The organism is Faecalimonas umbilicata, from assembly GCF_004346095.1.
GTDB classification, from domain to species: Bacteria; Bacillota; Clostridia; order Lachnospirales; family Lachnospiraceae; genus Faecalimonas; species Faecalimonas umbilicata.
Window position 1 is genome coordinate 1 of the sequence record NZ_SLZV01000043.1, and the last position, 16,668, is coordinate 16,668.

Here is a 16,668-nt window from a genome sequence, read left to right on the forward strand (position 1 = left end):
ACCTTATCAGGCGGACAGCAGCAGAGAGTTGCCATTGCCAGGGCAATGATCACGAAACCGGATATTGTCTTAGCAGATGAGCCGACAGGAAATCTGGACAGTGAATCCAGTGAAGAGGTTCTTAGACTGCTCAGGGAGTCAGGGGAGCGTTACAATCAGACGATTATTATGATTACCCATAGTAGAGAAATTGCAGAAACAGCATCAAGGATTATAAGAATGAGAGATGGTAAAATCGTATGAGTAATGAAAAGAAAATAATCAAAGAAATGGTTCAGGGAAATTTGAAAGTACATAAGAGGAGAAATCTTCTTCTTATATTGGCAATTACTTTAACGACCATTTTATTTACTTCAGTATTGGAAATTGGATTTGGCGGTATGCAATCCATTCAGGAAACACAGTTAAGATTATCTGGAGCAAAATGGGATGCAGAATTGCGATATTTAAATGCAGATCAGTTTCATAAAGCAGAAAATTCTAATTTATTTGAAACAGTTGGTTGTAGAATTCCTATTTCTTTTGTGAATGGAACGAAAAAACATTCAATTGAAATAGATTACTTTGATTCAAAAGGAATGGATTTATATTATCTTGATTTAGAAGAAGGAAAGCAACCAAAGGCAGCAAATGAAATTGTTGTGTCTGATAAAGCATTGGAAGAATTAGGAACACAGGCGAAAATAGGAGCTGAAATTCCGGTATCCTTTACCCTGCGTGACAAAGACTATACATTTAATATGAAACTATCAGGCTGGTATAAAACTAATAAGAATACAAGTTATTTGATAGTTTCAGAAGAATTTTTGAATCAAAATTCAGATTTGCTACAAGTTTCTTATCAACAAGATGGAGAAACTGCTGGAACTTATTTTGCCAGTGTTTGCATGAAAAATAAAACCAATGTTGAACAATATCTTGAAGAATATGTTAAGGATCTAGGGGGACAGTCAGAGGATGCTCGGGGAAAAGATTTCATAAAAATATCAATAAATCCTATCAGTAATGCTGAAGAGAGCAACAGTGGGATTATTCTTTCCATTATTCTTTTCGGATGTTTGTTTGTGCTATGTGGATATCTTTTAATTTATAATATTTTTGATATAGGTGTGATGCAGGATATTCAAGAATTTGGAATGATGAAAACGATTGGAATGACCGGCAAACAGATTAAGAGATTAATGCGAAAACAGATGCTTTTTCTATCTTGTATTGGTATTACGATTGGTTTGTTGATTGGATATGGGTTAGGGGGACTGCTGTTACCTATTGTTTTGAAAAATTGGGAATATAGTGAAGAAGAGCTTACAGTTGTCCAGTCTGTACACCCGGCTATCTTTGTTTTAACAGTCGTTTTTGTATTGATTACAGTATTTTTGAGTATGAGAAGACCCTCCCGAAAGGCAGCCAAGTATTCTGCGATTGAAACAGCAAAATACACAGAGATAAAGAAAAAAACTGCTGAAAAGGATGTTCGTTCTATTGGAAATATAGCAAGGAACAATTTGCAAAGGAATAAAAAAAGAACAGTTTTAGTATTTACTTCCCTTATACTAAGTGTTATATTTGTGAACTCTTTATGGACTGTTTCAAATAGTTTTGATGAAGAAAAGTATGTTAATGCTAAGATGCGTAGAGATTATTTAGTTGCATCTAAAGATGCATTAAACCCAGGCGTAGGATATGTCAAATCTTCTGCAGCACTGAATGAAGAAGCTATACAGAAATTAGAAGATAATTCTATGGTTCAAAATGGAACAAAATTATATAAGAATACGGTAGATAATGCTGATATAAGTTTTGAATGGGGAAGTGAAGGTATTGATATACAACAATATAGTCCCAATATAGAAGTTGACGGAGTAGTTACAAATGAAGCAACAACTAATTATGGTCCAATAACATTGGCAAAAGATGAGAGAGCATTGTGTAATGTATGTGGAATTTCTGAGAACTTTATTGACAAAATGGAAATATGGGATGGTGAAAAAGATCGTGCCACAATAAAAGAAAAATTAAAAAGTGGGAATTATGCTCTTGTAGCTTCTATGAAAAATGATAATGGAGTTCCAAATGAGAATCTTTTTAACAATTCGCCTGCCTTAGGGGAAGATATAGAGATATATAAAGAGGGAAAATTGATTAAAAAAGTAAAAGTGCTGGCTAGGATTGGTGTTATCAGGTCTGAAAGAGTAGTAGGTGGACACGCAACTGGAGGAGGTACTATTTTAGGTCCTTGGTTTTATTTAGGAGAAGATTTGTTTAAAGAATTATATGGAGAGGGTAATTTGGTAAATTATTCTTTTGATGCAGATGAGAAAGATGCTATTGCTGTGAAGAGAATGTTGAGTCAGATCTCACAAGAATTTCCTGATGTAGGATTTGAAACAACAGAGCAAAGGCGTGCAGAAATCGAAAACTATAAAATGTTAGTTCGTATTTTATGTGTGTTAATAGGAGGAGTTTTAGGTGTAATTGGAGTTGTAAATCTTATAAATATTATTTTTACAAATCTAATCGTGAGAAATAGGGAATTAGCAACATTTAGAAGTATAGGTGCCACCAGGAAACAGCTTCGTGAATTGATTATGAGAGAAAGTGTGGGATATGTTTTTTATGCCGCAATCGGTGGCTTTATATTTGCTGCATTTATCAGTATTACTGTAGTCAAGGCAATATGTTTTTCCAACTGGTTTTTAGCTTTTAGATTTACATTACTTCCAGCAATTACCGTAATAATACTATATTTGATAATATCTATTATAGCTTCTGAAGTAGGAATTTATCTTTGGGAGAAAAAAAGTATTACAGACCGTCTTAGGAATCTGTAGATGAGGTGATTTACAGCATAAAAGTGCTGATAAACCAAAATATAAATGAAGGGAGGCGGAGAATATGTTAGAGCTTGAAAAGAAAATGCAGGAAGAGTTATTTTATGAAGAATGATTATGGAAAACGTATGCGCTTCAATTTTGTAACCATTACTCCAGAGGATATTCCGGCATTCCCTGGCTCACAGGTAGGGGATATCTATACGGATATTCAGACACCAGAAATTGATTATGCGTCTATTACAAAATACGAAGATATGTTAATTGCAGGAGTTCCGGCTTTATATCGAATTACAAATGGAAAAATTACAGAATTTTATTTTGACTCTGTAGAAATAGAGGAGTTTTTCAATAGCATGGGAAGGTGAGATTATGGATATAAAGGAAATCTTAAACCCTATATGGTTATGGATTTATAGAAGCTAAAAGAATTGCGGGATGGAGGAATCGACAGTATGGCCATACTTGAAACAACGGACTTGAAAAAGTATTACGGTTCAGGTGAAAATATCACGAAAGCATTGGATGGTATTTCATTGAAAATAGAGGAAGGTGAATTTGTTGCTATTGTAGGCGTTTCTGGAAGTGGAAAATCCACGTTACTAAATATGATTGGGGGATTGGATATCCCCACTTCCGGAAATGTCTTGGTAAAGGGAAAAAACATAGGGCAGCTAAACGAAGAAGAATTAACAATTTTTCGTAGAAGGAATATTGGATTTGTTTTTCAGAATTACAATTTAATTCCGATATTAAATGTCTATGAAAATATTGTTTTTCCAGTAGAGCTGGATGGGAATGAAGTGGATCAGGATTTCCTGGATAAGATTATCACGATTTTAGGAATTGATAAAAAACTGGAAAATTTGCCAAGCGATTTATCGGGAGGACAGCAGCAGAGAGTTGCGATTGCCAGAGCTTTGATTACGAAGCCTGCTATTGTCTTGGCTGATGAACCGACAGGAAATCTTGATACGCAGTCAAGCCTTGAAGTGATGGGATTGTTAAAGCAAACCAGTAAACGGTTCTGTCAAACTATTGTTATGATTACCCATAATATGAATTTAGCACAAATGGCAGATAGGATTATCAGAATTCAAGATGGAAAGATTATGGATATATAATAACAGGAGGGGACAGAGTGTATTCGACCAGAAACAAGAAATGTATGCTGAAACTAGCAAAGAAAGATTTCTTGAAAAATAGAACAAGAAATATCGTTGCTGTTTTGGCCATGATCTTAACAACGGTATTATTTGCTACCCTAATAACAACGGGGGTAGGAGCGTATGAGTCAGTCCAGCTTACTTTGCAGAAACAAAAAGGAAGTAAAGCAGATGCTGATATACGTTACATGACAGAGGAACAGTTTGAAAAATTATCAAAAGATGAAAGAGTTGATTTTGTCGGTCTTAGAAGACCGATTGGATTTTTAAGCAATGCGAAAACACATAATATAGAATTAGATTATATGGATTCTATTGAGCAGGAATTGACCTTTTCCGTTCCTATATTAGGTTGTGCGCCTACAAAAGAAAACGAAATTGCAACAACGGATAGAGCATTAGAAAGTTTGGGAGTAGAGCCTAAAGTAGGCGCAGAAGTTGAAATAGAATTTGAATTGCGAGATCAGACTTATCAATATAAAATGGTCGTTTCTGGAATATGGGAAGCATCAAATTCACAGAGCAGTCTGATGTTAGTATCAGATAAATTTATGCAGGCAAATGAAGAAATATTTCCATATACCTTTGACAAAGACAGGCAATATGCCGGAACATATTTTTCAGATGTAGCATTTAAAAATACCAACAATATGGAAAAGCAGCTCCACGATATTGTGTTGAGCCTGGGTGGAAATCCGGAAGATGCTAATGCAGAAAACTACATTGCTTGTGCAGTTAACAGAATTACCAATCCGGAAATGAATGTATCTGTACTTTTTATCGGTTTGGTTTTTGCACTGCTTTTTGTATTCGCAGGTTATTTACTCATTTTCAATATTTTTGAAATTTCTGTTTTACAAGATGTACAGAAATACGGTTTATTAAAAACAATAGGAACTACTCAAAAGCAGATAAAGTTTTTAGTTCGTATACAAACATTGTGGCTATTGCTGATTGCGCTGCCATGTGGATTATTAATAGGATATTTTCTTGGAAAGGCAATCCTGCCATTTGCGATTGGATTTATTACGAATGAATATTCAAATCTATCGGTAGAGGTTTCGCCAAATGTAATTATTTTTATTGGGGCAGCCATTTTTACAATCTTTACTGTATTAGTCAGTGTAAGAAAACCAATCAATATAATTTCTAAAATTTCTCCTATAGAAGCACTCAGATATTCAGAGAAAAGGGAGAAGGGTAAGAAAATAAAGCATACAAAGAAAATTTCTGTTTGGAGATTAGCCTTATCAAATGTGAAGAGAAAGAAGAAAAGAAGCATATTTATCGTTATATCCATGACACTTTGCTGTATGCTGCTTAATTCTACTTTAATTATCGTAAACAGTATTGATATTGAAAAGGCAGTAAAAGAACAGTGTGCAGCAGATGTGGTAATTGCGAATGGAAATACCTTTAATAACCTTAAAGGATATATACAACATACGGACAGTCTTGATGAAAACATAGTGGAACTGATTGAAAATCAGTTTGAAATGGAAGATAAGGGATTCATATATAAGAATACTTTAGATGACAGAGATATTACGATTGATTATGGACTGACTTATGATAAAGAAGATCTGGTAAAAGAAGATGGAAAAGCCGGTATCATGGTAGATCAATATTATATTCCGTTAGGATATGATGATTTTCCAGTATGTAATGTATATGGCTGTAACGAAAACGTCTTCCAGAGATGTGATTTTCTGAAAATAGCAGATGATCTTTCAGTTACAGAGTTATATCAAAAGCTGGAAGAAGGAAATTATGTTGTTGAAGCAGTACGAAAAAAGCAAGGGCAGTCTTCAGTAAATATGGAGGATTTTCAATGTGAAATCGGAGATAAAATCAAAGTTCGCAGTAACGGAGAAGAAGAACGTGAGCTTGAAGTGATTGCTCAGATGAGTGTGACTTCAACGGAGTATGAAGTCCCTAATGTGACAACAGGAATTACCGCTGTTGGAGGGGACGCTCCCATGTTTTATATTTCAGAGAACACATTTAAAAATATATACGAAAATCCTTCTTTGATGAGTTTTTCGTTTAATGTAGATAAAGAAGAATTAGTACCGGTTACAGAACGACTAGAAAAACTTGTTGAACAAAAAGAAGGCGAAATCGGCTGTAGTTCAGTTATTATGCTGAGAAATAGTTTGAGCGGTATTAAGAATACTGTTTATATCATTGGTGGATTTATCAGTGTGATTTTGGGTATGTCAGGATTTATTAATTTTATAAATCTGATGATTACCAATATCATAACACGAAAAAAGGAATATGCAGTAATGCAAAGTATCGGTATGACAACAAAGCAGTTGATCAGGCTTATTGTAAATGAAGGATTGTTATATGCTTTGTCTTCAGCGGTATTAGGAATTGTACTTTCTGCTTTAGTAGGCGGTACAATGGTAAAAATAATCTGTAATGCAATTTGGTTTATGACCTATAAATTACTGCTATGGCCGGCAATCACATTATCTGTCGTAACCATAATTTTGTCGGGAGTTATTCCGGTGATTGTGTTTAAATCCTTCAATAAGGAAAGCATTGTAGAAAAAATAAGGAAAGATTTTTAATTTGTCACATGACAATTTAAAAAAAAAATATCATAGGAAGGGAGGCATAATTATGACGAACATGGACAAAAAAGTACAGGAAGAAGAATTTGACATCGAAGTGCAGTATTGTGATCCTGATGATTGTTTGAGTGACTGTCTTGTAGAGGTAAATATCTGTACAGCAGTAGTAACTGGTTGGTTGTAGGAACAAAGGAGAAGAAAATATGGGTGAAGTAGAGAAAAAAATGCAGACAGAAACATTTGATATGGAAGTGCAATATTGCGATTCCAGTGATTGCCTTCATGACTGTGTTCAGAGTGGATACAATAATTGTACAGCAGTAGTAACCGGTTGGTTATAAAATAAAAAGCACAAATGAAGCAAAAGGAGATGCACCAGATAAAACCATAACGGATAGTTTTCTGGTGCATTTCCGTTGTAGAAAAGGAGAGAAAAACTTATGTATCCATTTCTAGTTGAGAATATGACAGATGAGGAAGGCTATATACAAAATTTAAACATTGAAGTAAATTCCAAAGAAGTTTGCTATTTTATGTGTGGGGAAAATTTTGGACGGATACTTTTTGAAATCTTTTGCGGATATAGAAAACCGAAAATGGGTGAGATATTGGTGTGTAATAAAGACTGGCTTGATTTGGACGAAAATAGTCGTTCTCTTTTAAACAGGCGCTTGTTTGGAATAGCGGCAGAGGAGTTTCCACTGATTGAATTTATGACGGTTGAAGAAAACATTTCTATGCCAAGTCTGTTAGATGGGGATAAATCCAACATAGAGGAATTGGTTAAGGCTTTTGACATAGGGCACTTATTACAAAAATACCCTTCGGATCTTAATCATAGAGAAAAAATGAGATGTATCTGTGCGCGTGCCTTTTCCGGAGGCAGAAAGGTTGTTGTGATATTCGATTTATTCAAAAGAATGAAAGAGCAGAATAAGGCGGAACTTGCAATACTTACTTATCATGCAGCAAAAAGTTTGGGGATATCTGCTCTTTACATAAGTGAAGATTTAGACGAAAATTATGGCGCCTATGATCTTATATACAAATACCGACCTGAGAAAAAGGAATTTTCTATTATTGATTATCGCGCATGAATGGAGCTGTAGAAATGGAATGTGATAGAGAATGTAGACTGCTGTTAAATGATTTGAATGGTATTCTTTCTGAACAATGTTTGGAGCAAAGAGTTGGGCGCAGGTATTTGAATGATCCGGTGCAAGAGTTGGCAGAGTGTATCAATCAACTGCTGGATATTTGTGAGAGGGCAGTAACAAGGACTCTGAATATAGAAAATGATTATCGTACTATGAGGGCGGAACTGCAGAGCAATATCCGAAATCCGCTAAGCTGTATAAAAACAAGTTGTTTTCTAATCAATTCACTTGCAGAAAAGGAAAATATCCAGTCTGAAAAGCTCCGGGAGTATCTTCAAATTATGGAAAAGGCAGCGGAGGATATAGAGAGTGCATTAAAATAATTGATAATTGAAGAAGTGCTGGACGGGGAGTTTTCGTCCAGTATTTCTTTCTGGAATGAGAAAAGTTGAATTTACAAATCAAGAGGAGGCATACACATGAAGTATGTTTTTCCAGAATATAAAGAGAATGTAGTGCTGGGCAACGGGAAATTACGGTTAAATCCAATGTCCTATCAGGTTATCTACGAAGGAAAGGAGATAGACCTGACACCCAGGGAATTTGAAGTTTTGTACCTACTGGCTTTAAAACCAAACTGGGTAATGCCAAAGACAAATATTTATCATTCTGTATGGGGGATTCATTATCATGATGATCAGATACCATACAGAACAGTAGAATATGTGATATGGAAAATAAGAAAAAAGATGGGATATGATATTATTGAAACGTTGGTCAATGTGGGGTATAGACTGAAGAAGTTATAATTTTCTGGAGATATAATTGATATGAAACGGTATGTTATTACAAATGGAGGATATATTACATGAATGAAAACAAGAAAAGTGCGAAAAAGTATCACCAATCTATAATTACTGCTTTAGAGAAAAAAGTAAATGATATGAAAGACTCCGCTTATTCAGGATTGTATAGCGAAATAGCGTTTATTATTGGAATAGCAGTTATCATGATAGATACTTTTTTTCCGTCGGAGAAAACGGAAGCTAATTGTTTCTTGAAAATAATACTGATAGCTATATCTGTATTCTGTATGTTCTATTTCGCCAGAAAAGTGAAAACAGTGAATGAAGTGGAAGAAGAGAAAAAGTTTTGGCCGAACTTTTTTATTCAATGGGCAACAGGGTTAGGGTATATAAACATGCCTGTAGCTGTGATCGCTATTTTGGTAACATTTGATAAGGGCAAAGCATGGACATTATTTATGATGGGAGTTGCTGTAATTTTGACCGGTTTGACTTTAATAGATGCCCTTGTAAAAACTTCTAAAATTTTAAAAAAAGAAAATGTTGGTAAGCAGAAATAAGATTGACTAAAAAAATTGAGAGGACGTTTAACCGGGCATTTCAGCAAAAGTATGGGCGAACACCTAGCGAATACCGGGGAATAGGGTGGAATAAGTGAATATTATGAGAATTGCAGAGAACATATAGGGAAATATTTTTGCGGTTTGAAGGAATTCGGAGCGGATATGCGATTTGGCGCATATCCGCTTTTGTTGTTATAGGAAAGATTTTTGCTTTTAGCGGTTACATTGGTAAACAGTAATATTTTTATATGGACGGTGTGGAAAAAATAAATCTATTAATATTCTAACAAAAGTTACATAGACAGTCGATTTTATTACATGAATAAAATTTCAAGAAATAAAAGGTGTATTATCTAAAATGTAAGGAACAGAAGAAAATAATTCAACCATTTCAATTTAGAATTAGTATCTGTACTGTACAAAATTGATTTATGAAAGGAGAAATAATTATGAGTGAAATGAGAAATCCTATTACAAGAGAAGAAAACTTTAGCAATCCGGCTGGTAACGTTATGATGGAGCTGCAGGAAGCAGATTTAAACAAATTTGTAGCAGGAGCTGGTGAAACCAGAAATTCCGGCGGAGTTTTATGTACAAGTACAGCAGAATGCTACTTTGGTACTTTGCTGAAACCTTGCTGCCCTAAGAAATAAACACAGGTGTTGATAAAGAGGGTAAGCGTTAATTGAAGTTTGTGCAGTACAGATACGAATTGTGAGTTGAAATGGAAAGCAGAATGGGGTGTTTAAGAACATGAATACTGAGAGAGCATCATATTTTACAGAAAGAAGTTATACAACATCAGAAGCAGAAAATAAAAAAGATATATTTGAATATTGGAAAAAGATTTTAGGAGAAGATACATTAAGAGTTGCTGAGAAATGTTATGGTATTGATTTAGTAAAAGTTTTAAATTCTGAAAATTATGTATGTGAAAACAATCATGTGATGTCAGAAATGGAAAAGGTAAAAATAGAATTATTTGAAAAACCAATCAATTATAACTATTCCGGATTCAAAGGAGAAAAATTGGCATTTAATAATTTTTTCATACCTTTAATCAATTACGGAATAGACGTATTAAAAAATGGAACAAGTCTTTTTTTAACGGATTCTATTATAGATACATACGCAAATACCTTATTAGAGAGATTAGGGAAAATCAGTCTTGGGATATTAATGTTTGAAATGTATCTTTGTAGGAAGACGGGAAAACTGAATGGAAGAAATTCAGAGGAAGAATACGATTATTATAATAATATTTTTTTAAGTAAGAAATCGTATAAAGAGGAGCTTTTCAACATATATCCATGTTTGCTGCGTTCAGTTACAGAAACCGTAGAAAACTTATCTTCTTATTATGTACTTTTATTAGAAAGGCTTAATAAAGATAAAAAGGAAATCGTGAATAAATTTTGCAGAGGTTTAGAATTTAAAAATGTAGTTGAAATAAGTTCTAATATCTCGGATTCCCATAGAAAAGGGAATGGTGTAAGTATCCTTAAATTGGATAATGGCACTAAAATTGTGTATAAACCACGTTCATTAAAAATTGAAAAAGTGTATTTTGATTTTTTGGGAAAGATAAATGCTGGTTGTAAATATGAAATGTATGAACCAAACATATTAGATTGTCAGGAGTATGGTTGGGAAGAATTTGTACATTATAAAAGTTGTAAAACAGAAGAGGAAATTAGACGGTATTTTTATAGATTTGGAATATTGATTTTCAGTAGTTATATTCTTAATACAAATGATTTACATGAAGAAAATGTGATTGCTGCAGGAGAATATCCAATTATTATAGATGCAGAAACAATACTAGATAACCGTAGAAGAGGGAGAACAAATTCTGCAAAAGAGGAAATAAATTATATCCTTCATGAGTCAGTATTATACTCAGGTCTATTGCCACATTATAGATTTTCAAATTTGGGTCAAGGCGTAGATATGAGTGCAATTAAAGGTAGTGAAGGAAAGGAATATCCTATAGTTATTCCTAAAATAGCAGATTTATGCACTTCAAATATGAGATTTGTATATGAACATCCTACAACTGGAGTAAATCAAAATCTTGTTAAATTAGATGGAGAAAATGTATCAGCATTTCATTATCTAAAAGAAATAAATGCAGGATTTGAAGATGCGTATAAATATGTTTTGGAGAACAAAGAAAAATTTCTTGAACATGCCGACATGTTTGGTAATTTAAATATTCGCCATTTAGTTCAGGATACCCAAAGATATTCTATGTTATTGCACACATCTTTTCATCCGGATTTTATGCAAGATGGAAGAGATAGACAAATGTTTTTGTGTAGTTTATTCAAGCAGTATGAAGCTACGCAAGGAGATAAAGGTGTTGTGAAATGTGAGATAAAGGACATGTTAAATATGGACATTCCATATTTTTATCTTAATACATCGGATAAATCTCTTTTCGGATCAGAAGGTGAAAAAATCGAAGGTTATTTTGAATATACCAGTTTGGAACACTTAAAGAAAAAGATAGTATTGTTAGATGAAGCTGATTTAAAAAGGCAATTAATGTTCATGAATATTATTCTGACAGAGATAAACGAATTTCAGGTTGAGGATAAAAAAATAGAGCTTCAACAAATGAAAATGATTCCACACAGAGAAAAAAATAATGCTCATCTGTTAAAAGCTGTTCAGAAATTGGCTGACTGTCTTATAAAAACTGCTGTTTTTAACAAAGATAAAACAGAAGTTAATTGGATTGGTGTTACTCTAATTGGAAATGAAGATGACTGCTCATGGGATATAAGACCACTTGGTACATATTTATATGAAGGTATGTCTGGACTAGCAATTTTCTTTAACGCATTGTATGCTGTTGATCCCAAACAGGAGTACCTTATTATATGTAATGCGATTGAAAAGGAATTATTTACATACACAGATGAGATGTGTGAACGAAATGAGGGAATAGAAAATGAAAGCAGTGGCGCCTTTGGTGGAGAAGCGTCTATAATGTACACTTATGAGGTACTGTATAAAATTACAAATAAAGAAAAATATTTGGATTATGCAAAAAAGCACTATAAAATATTAAAGAAAGCAATCACCAGAGATAACAGTTTTGATCTTGTCTATGGTAATGCAGGCGCAGTTATTACATTGATTAATATGTATCAGCTAACCGGAAATAAAGAGTATATCGCTTCGGCAGAAATAGCAGGAGATATAATAGTAAATGCGCAGGAAAAGGAAGGCTCTATTAAAGGCGGATGGAATGGAGATGGAAGAACTTCGCCGTTAGCGGGATTTTCACATGGAGCATCTGGAATAGTTTTAGCATTGGCAAAACTATGGCAGGTGACTCAGAAAGAGGAGTATTTATTGTCACTGCTCGATGGCATTAAATTTGAAAATTCTTTATTTGTGAAAGAAAAAGGAAATTGGAAAGACGAAAGGGTATATGCGGGAGAAAAAGCATCTGATGGAGGAAGTTTTACTGTTGCTTGGTGTCATGGCGCTGCAGGCATATTACTTAGCCGATCTAAAGTAAATGTCATATTGAATGGGCGGTATTCGGATTTGATAGAAAATGATATAAAAGTAGCAGTGAATACAATATTAAGAGAGGGAATTTTAGGAAACAATTGTCTATGTCATGGCAATTTAGGCAATACAGAAATTTTATTTGAATATTTAAAAGACCATTCAGATAAAAAGATAGAAAAATATTATGTAGATATTCGTGATATTATTGCTGAGAATGTATGTAATGGTGTATTTGACTGCGATAATGCGTATCTATATGGATATAAATTGCAAGGATTTATGACAGGACTATGTGGCATGGGATATTCTTTGCTGCGAGATATAAAAAAAGATTTACCTTGTGTAATTGCTCTGGAAGTCTAAAATGATAGTATTGGAAATAATAGAATTTATTATTTCCAATACTAATTTATTATACTAGGGAGGTGTATTTATGCACAAAAAAAGTGTGCCATTGATTCGCCAGATGGGGACAACAGACTGTGGCATAGCAGCATTGACAATGATCTTCCAATACTATAAATATAAGATAGATATTAGTGAATTAAAAGCTGCAACAAGTATTGGAAGAAATGGTATGTCTTTAGCAAAAATGAAAGAAATTACGGAAGAACATAATTTTTCATTTAAGGCGTATGGAAACTACGAAACCGAAGAAAATTTGATAAAATGTTTACCGATTATCATGTGTTCAAAAGAAAATCATTATGTTGTAGTTGCGGAGAAAAAATATGGGAAATATATACTTTTAGATCCTTTAAGAGGAAAAGAAAAGGTTGACTATTCATATATTAAAAAGAATTTTTTAGATGTAATTGTATGTGTTCGACCAACAGAAAAGAATTATAAACGTGAGAAACGTGAGTCTTTTCTTATACCTATAAATAAAAGCAAATTATTTCTGGCAAGTATTCTAACACTGGTTACGCAGGGAATTATATTGATTCCACCGCTCATTATTAAAAAAATAGTCAATGAAATAACTTATAATACATTAGGCTTCAATTTCGTAAAATATGCTTTACTGATATTATCAGTGGCATTAAGTTATTTACTTGCAAATTTAGCTAAAAAAAGGGTAATACTTATTTTACAGAATAATATATATAAAGATACTATATTTTTAATGTTAAATAAAATATTTGATATTGATTTAAGCTATTTTGAAAGCCATTCATCAGGAGATATTGAAAATCGCTTTAATAGTGTAAGTGATATATATGAATTTATATCAACAGCTCTAATATCAACAGTGATAGACGTGGTTACTGCTGTTTTTTGCGGAATGATGATGATAACACAGTCAATACCATTGTTTGCGGTTATAATAGTAATGACTGTTATACAGATAACAATAGTAATGGTATTAAATCAAAAAGCTAGAATAAAGGTTAAAAATTATATTGCAGATCAGAGTGCATTACAGGCACGAATGGTAGAAACTTTGACTAATATCCAACAAATAAGGTGCATGAGAATAGAGAATATGCTGAGTGATAGTCTGAAACAGGATTATAAGCATTTAATTAAGAGATTACGTGAGCGTGTACAAATAAGTGATATTATGGAGTCAGTGGTGGGGGCTTTTTCAATAGCTTCTTCATTGATACTTTACGTTATAGGCGGATACTTGGTTTGTGATAATAGGTTGGAATTAGGAACGTTAATAGCCTTTGTTACACTTGCCGGATATTTTACAGGTCCATTTCAAACTTTATCTTTGGTGGTACCTCAAATTAATGTTTTAAAGGAAACGATGATTCGTTTAAAAGAGTTAATGAATTATAAATCTAACCGTAAAAATGGTACTCAGCGTATTAACTCATTTGAGTCTATGGAAATGCAACAAGTAACATTTTCTTACTATGGAAGCACGAAGCCAGATGTAGAGAATGTTAGTATGATGCTAAAAAAAGGGGAGAAGATAGCATTTGTAGGAAGTTCAGGGAGTGGAAAGACTACAATTACAAAATTATTATTGAACGTCTTTTCTCATTATCAAGGACAAATTTTAGTAAATGGAGAAGATATAAAACAAATATGCAAAGAGGATATAGATCGGATATTTGCCATAGTTACTCAGGTTCCAATGGCAATGAATGGAACAATTAGAGAAAACGTGGATATTACAAATACGTTGACAGATGAGGAAATATATCATTATTTAGATTTAGTAGAACTGAAAGATGATATAGAAAAATTTCCATTGGGACTTAATACATTTGTGGGAGAAAATGGACAGAACATTTCAGGAGGACAAAAACAGCGTATTGCTATAGCAAGAGCATTAGCACTGAAACCGGAAGTTATTATTTTTGATGAAGCCACAAGCAACTTAGACCCTCTTACAGAACGAAGAATATGTAATAATTTGAAACAACTACATATTACTCAGATTGTAGTTACACATAGGCTGAATGCCATACAAGATGCTGACACAATATATGTAGTTGAAAAAGGAAAAATAATTGAATCCGGAACACATGTGGAACTGCTTCAGCTAAAGGGAGCATATTATGATAGTGTGAATAATTAAGAACAGGTGAAAGTCAGATAATGGCTTTCACCTGTTCTTTTAAGAGAGCTTTTCTTCATGCGGATCAATATGTTCAATAGGTATTTCTAATATGACCTTTAAGCCATGAGGAAGGATATTTTCATATTTGATATTTCCGTTATGGGCGGTTAATATTTGGTAAACCAATTTTAGGCCAAAACCATGAACGGACTCTCCATTTGAATTGTACATGTTATTAGGAAAAACACCGCTATTCATTTTTTCTATTTGTGTAGAAGTCATACCGCCACCATTATCAATGACGGAGATAATACAGGTATCATTTTCCTTTAGAATTTCAACTGTTATTTCGCAACCATGAGGATTATGACTAATACAATTTTGAATTAGATTGCTTAGCATTCTTGAAAAAAGTTCCGTATCTCCTTTGATCAATACTGGAATCATATCAGATGATGAATGAAAATCAAAAGAATATTTGTTGTCTATTGGTCCATTCATAAAGCCAATGATTACTTGGCGGGCGATTTCCACAGGAGAAAAACTGGTTTTTATTAAAGGCTGCATGGAGTATTCCAGTCTTGAAGTTAAGTTTAAATCTGCGATTAGGCTACGGAGTTTTTCGCTTTGTTTACGAATTATACTTGCCTGTAGTTGTACAGGCTGTGAAGCATCTTCATTTTTTTCGATTTCAGAAGCATATCCCAAAATAATAGAAAGAGGTGTCCGGACATCATGCGAAACACCATTAATCCATTCGGCACGCGCCTGTTCTTTTTGTAGAAGATGTTTTCCAGCCTTATTTAGTTCAGCATTTATACTTGAAAGTTCACCCGTTTCTGAAAGGGTAATAGGTTTTCCCTGAGCAATAGAGTCAATACCGTCAATGATTGGCACTATAGATTTTTCTATTTTATGTGTATTACGCCAGAATAATATAAATATCAGTAATATATTAAAACAAATCATTAAAAAGATACCGACTATTAGGCTGTGAATATAATTAATATCTATTGAAAAATTGTATTTTGTTATACTATTGGGTTCGCACCCGATAACCAATAAGCCGGCAGAATGTTCTTGGATAAAAACAGGATATTCTTGTAAGTACCACCGACTAAACTTGGCTATTTGTAAATTTGAATAGGTTCTTGGCAATTCTTTGGGTAAAAATTTTTCCCAAATGATATTTCCTTGTTCATTTAAGATCATTGCCCAGGCACTTTTATTTTTTAGAATATTTTCTATATAATCAGTAGAAGAAATTGTTCCATCTACATTGAGCGTGATATTTTTGCTAATAGTTTGGACGGGTATATCTGGATCAGTCGAATTATTCCATGCCATGAGCAAAGTCCCGCATATTAAAATAATATTTAAAATAAAAAATAGGATCAATATAATAAGGGTGGAAAGAAGATATTTTTTGAAAAATCGCTTGGCAGGCTTCATTATTTTACTCCTTTCACTAGCAATTTATACCCTAGTATAGAATAAATTAAATTTCTGCTATATATTTTTGAGATGATGTATGGTAAAATAGTGTTATCAAAGAAAGGATGATCGCTATGAGAAAA

At 33.4% G+C, this 16,668-nt stretch carries 15 protein-coding genes; 14 read left to right on the plus strand and 1 reads right to left on the minus strand.

Annotated features, from left to right (window positions below; genetic code table 11):
• The 14 genes from EDD74_RS14335 to EDD74_RS14390 all read left to right on the plus strand — a co-directional run.
• Positions 1–243, plus strand: a 243-nt coding sequence (locus tag EDD74_RS14335) for an ATP-binding cassette domain-containing protein (protein ID WP_132038466.1), incomplete at its 5' end; no start/stop codon positions are given.
• On the plus strand, positions 240–2,831 hold the full coding sequence (locus EDD74_RS14340) for an ABC transporter permease (RefSeq protein WP_116442002.1): 2,592 nt from the start codon (positions 240–242) through the stop codon (positions 2,829–2,831). The genes EDD74_RS14335 and EDD74_RS14340, both read left to right, overlap by 4 nt.
• A 104-nt stretch (positions 2,832–2,935) precedes the next feature.
• Positions 2,936–3,199: a hypothetical protein gene (locus EDD74_RS14345; protein WP_116442003.1), complete on the plus strand. Its 264-nt coding sequence runs from the start codon at positions 2,936–2,938 to the stop codon at positions 3,197–3,199.
• 87 nt (positions 3,200–3,286) lie between these two features.
• On the plus strand, positions 3,287–3,955 hold the full coding sequence (locus tag EDD74_RS14350) for an ABC transporter ATP-binding protein (RefSeq protein WP_116442004.1): 669 nt from the start codon (positions 3,287–3,289) through the stop codon (positions 3,953–3,955).
• A gap of 17 nt (positions 3,956–3,972) precedes the next feature.
• Entirely contained in the window at positions 3,973–6,576 is a 2,604-nt protein-coding gene (locus tag EDD74_RS14355; RefSeq protein ID WP_116442005.1) for an ABC transporter permease, read from the plus strand.
• A gap of 52 nt (positions 6,577–6,628) precedes the next feature.
• Positions 6,629–6,763 carry a hypothetical protein gene (locus tag EDD74_RS15535; protein WP_275539636.1) on the plus strand — a complete coding sequence of 45 codons (135 nt, stop codon included), beginning with the start codon at positions 6,629–6,631 and terminating at the stop codon, positions 6,761–6,763.
• Between the two features lie 19 nt (positions 6,764–6,782).
• Positions 6,783–6,920 (plus strand): hypothetical protein, encoded by a 138-nt coding sequence (locus EDD74_RS15180; RefSeq protein ID WP_165851601.1) that lies wholly within the window; start codon positions 6,783–6,785, stop codon positions 6,918–6,920.
• Positions 6,921–7,019: 99 nt separating this feature from the next.
• Entirely contained in the window at positions 7,020–7,676 is a 657-nt protein-coding gene (locus EDD74_RS14360; protein WP_116442006.1) for a P-loop NTPase family protein, read from the plus strand.
• Positions 7,677–7,690: 14 nt separating this feature from the next.
• Positions 7,691–8,059 carry a hypothetical protein gene (locus EDD74_RS14365; RefSeq protein WP_132038467.1) on the plus strand — a complete coding sequence of 123 codons (369 nt, stop codon included), beginning with the start codon at positions 7,691–7,693 and terminating at the stop codon, positions 8,057–8,059.
• 96 nt (positions 8,060–8,155) lie between these two features.
• The gene (locus EDD74_RS14370; RefSeq protein WP_116442008.1) at positions 8,156–8,485 is read left to right on the plus strand and encodes a winged helix-turn-helix domain-containing protein; all 330 of its coding nucleotides are present in this window, start codon (positions 8,156–8,158) and stop codon (positions 8,483–8,485) included.
• Between the two features lie 59 nt (positions 8,486–8,544).
• Entirely contained in the window at positions 8,545–9,042 is a 498-nt protein-coding gene (locus EDD74_RS14375) for a hypothetical protein (protein ID WP_116442009.1), read from the plus strand.
• A gap of 452 nt (positions 9,043–9,494) precedes the next feature.
• On the plus strand, positions 9,495–9,698 hold the full coding sequence (locus EDD74_RS14380; RefSeq protein WP_055056069.1) for a plantaricin C family lantibiotic: 204 nt from the start codon (positions 9,495–9,497) through the stop codon (positions 9,696–9,698).
• A 100-nt stretch (positions 9,699–9,798) separates the two neighbouring features.
• A complete protein-coding gene (locus tag EDD74_RS14385; protein ID WP_116442010.1) occupies positions 9,799–12,936 on the plus strand; it encodes a type 2 lanthipeptide synthetase LanM family protein in 3,138 nt (1,045 codons plus the stop codon).
• Between the two features lie 70 nt (positions 12,937–13,006).
• Entirely contained in the window at positions 13,007–15,109 is a 2,103-nt protein-coding gene (locus EDD74_RS14390; protein WP_116442011.1) for a peptidase domain-containing ABC transporter, read from the plus strand.
• Between the two features lie 39 nt (positions 15,110–15,148).
• Here EDD74_RS14390 and EDD74_RS14395 read toward each other — a convergent pair whose 3' ends face one another.
• Entirely contained in the window at positions 15,149–16,543 is a 1,395-nt protein-coding gene (locus tag EDD74_RS14395) for a sensor histidine kinase (protein WP_116442012.1), read from the minus strand.
• Positions 16,544–16,668 lie beyond the last annotated feature (125 nt).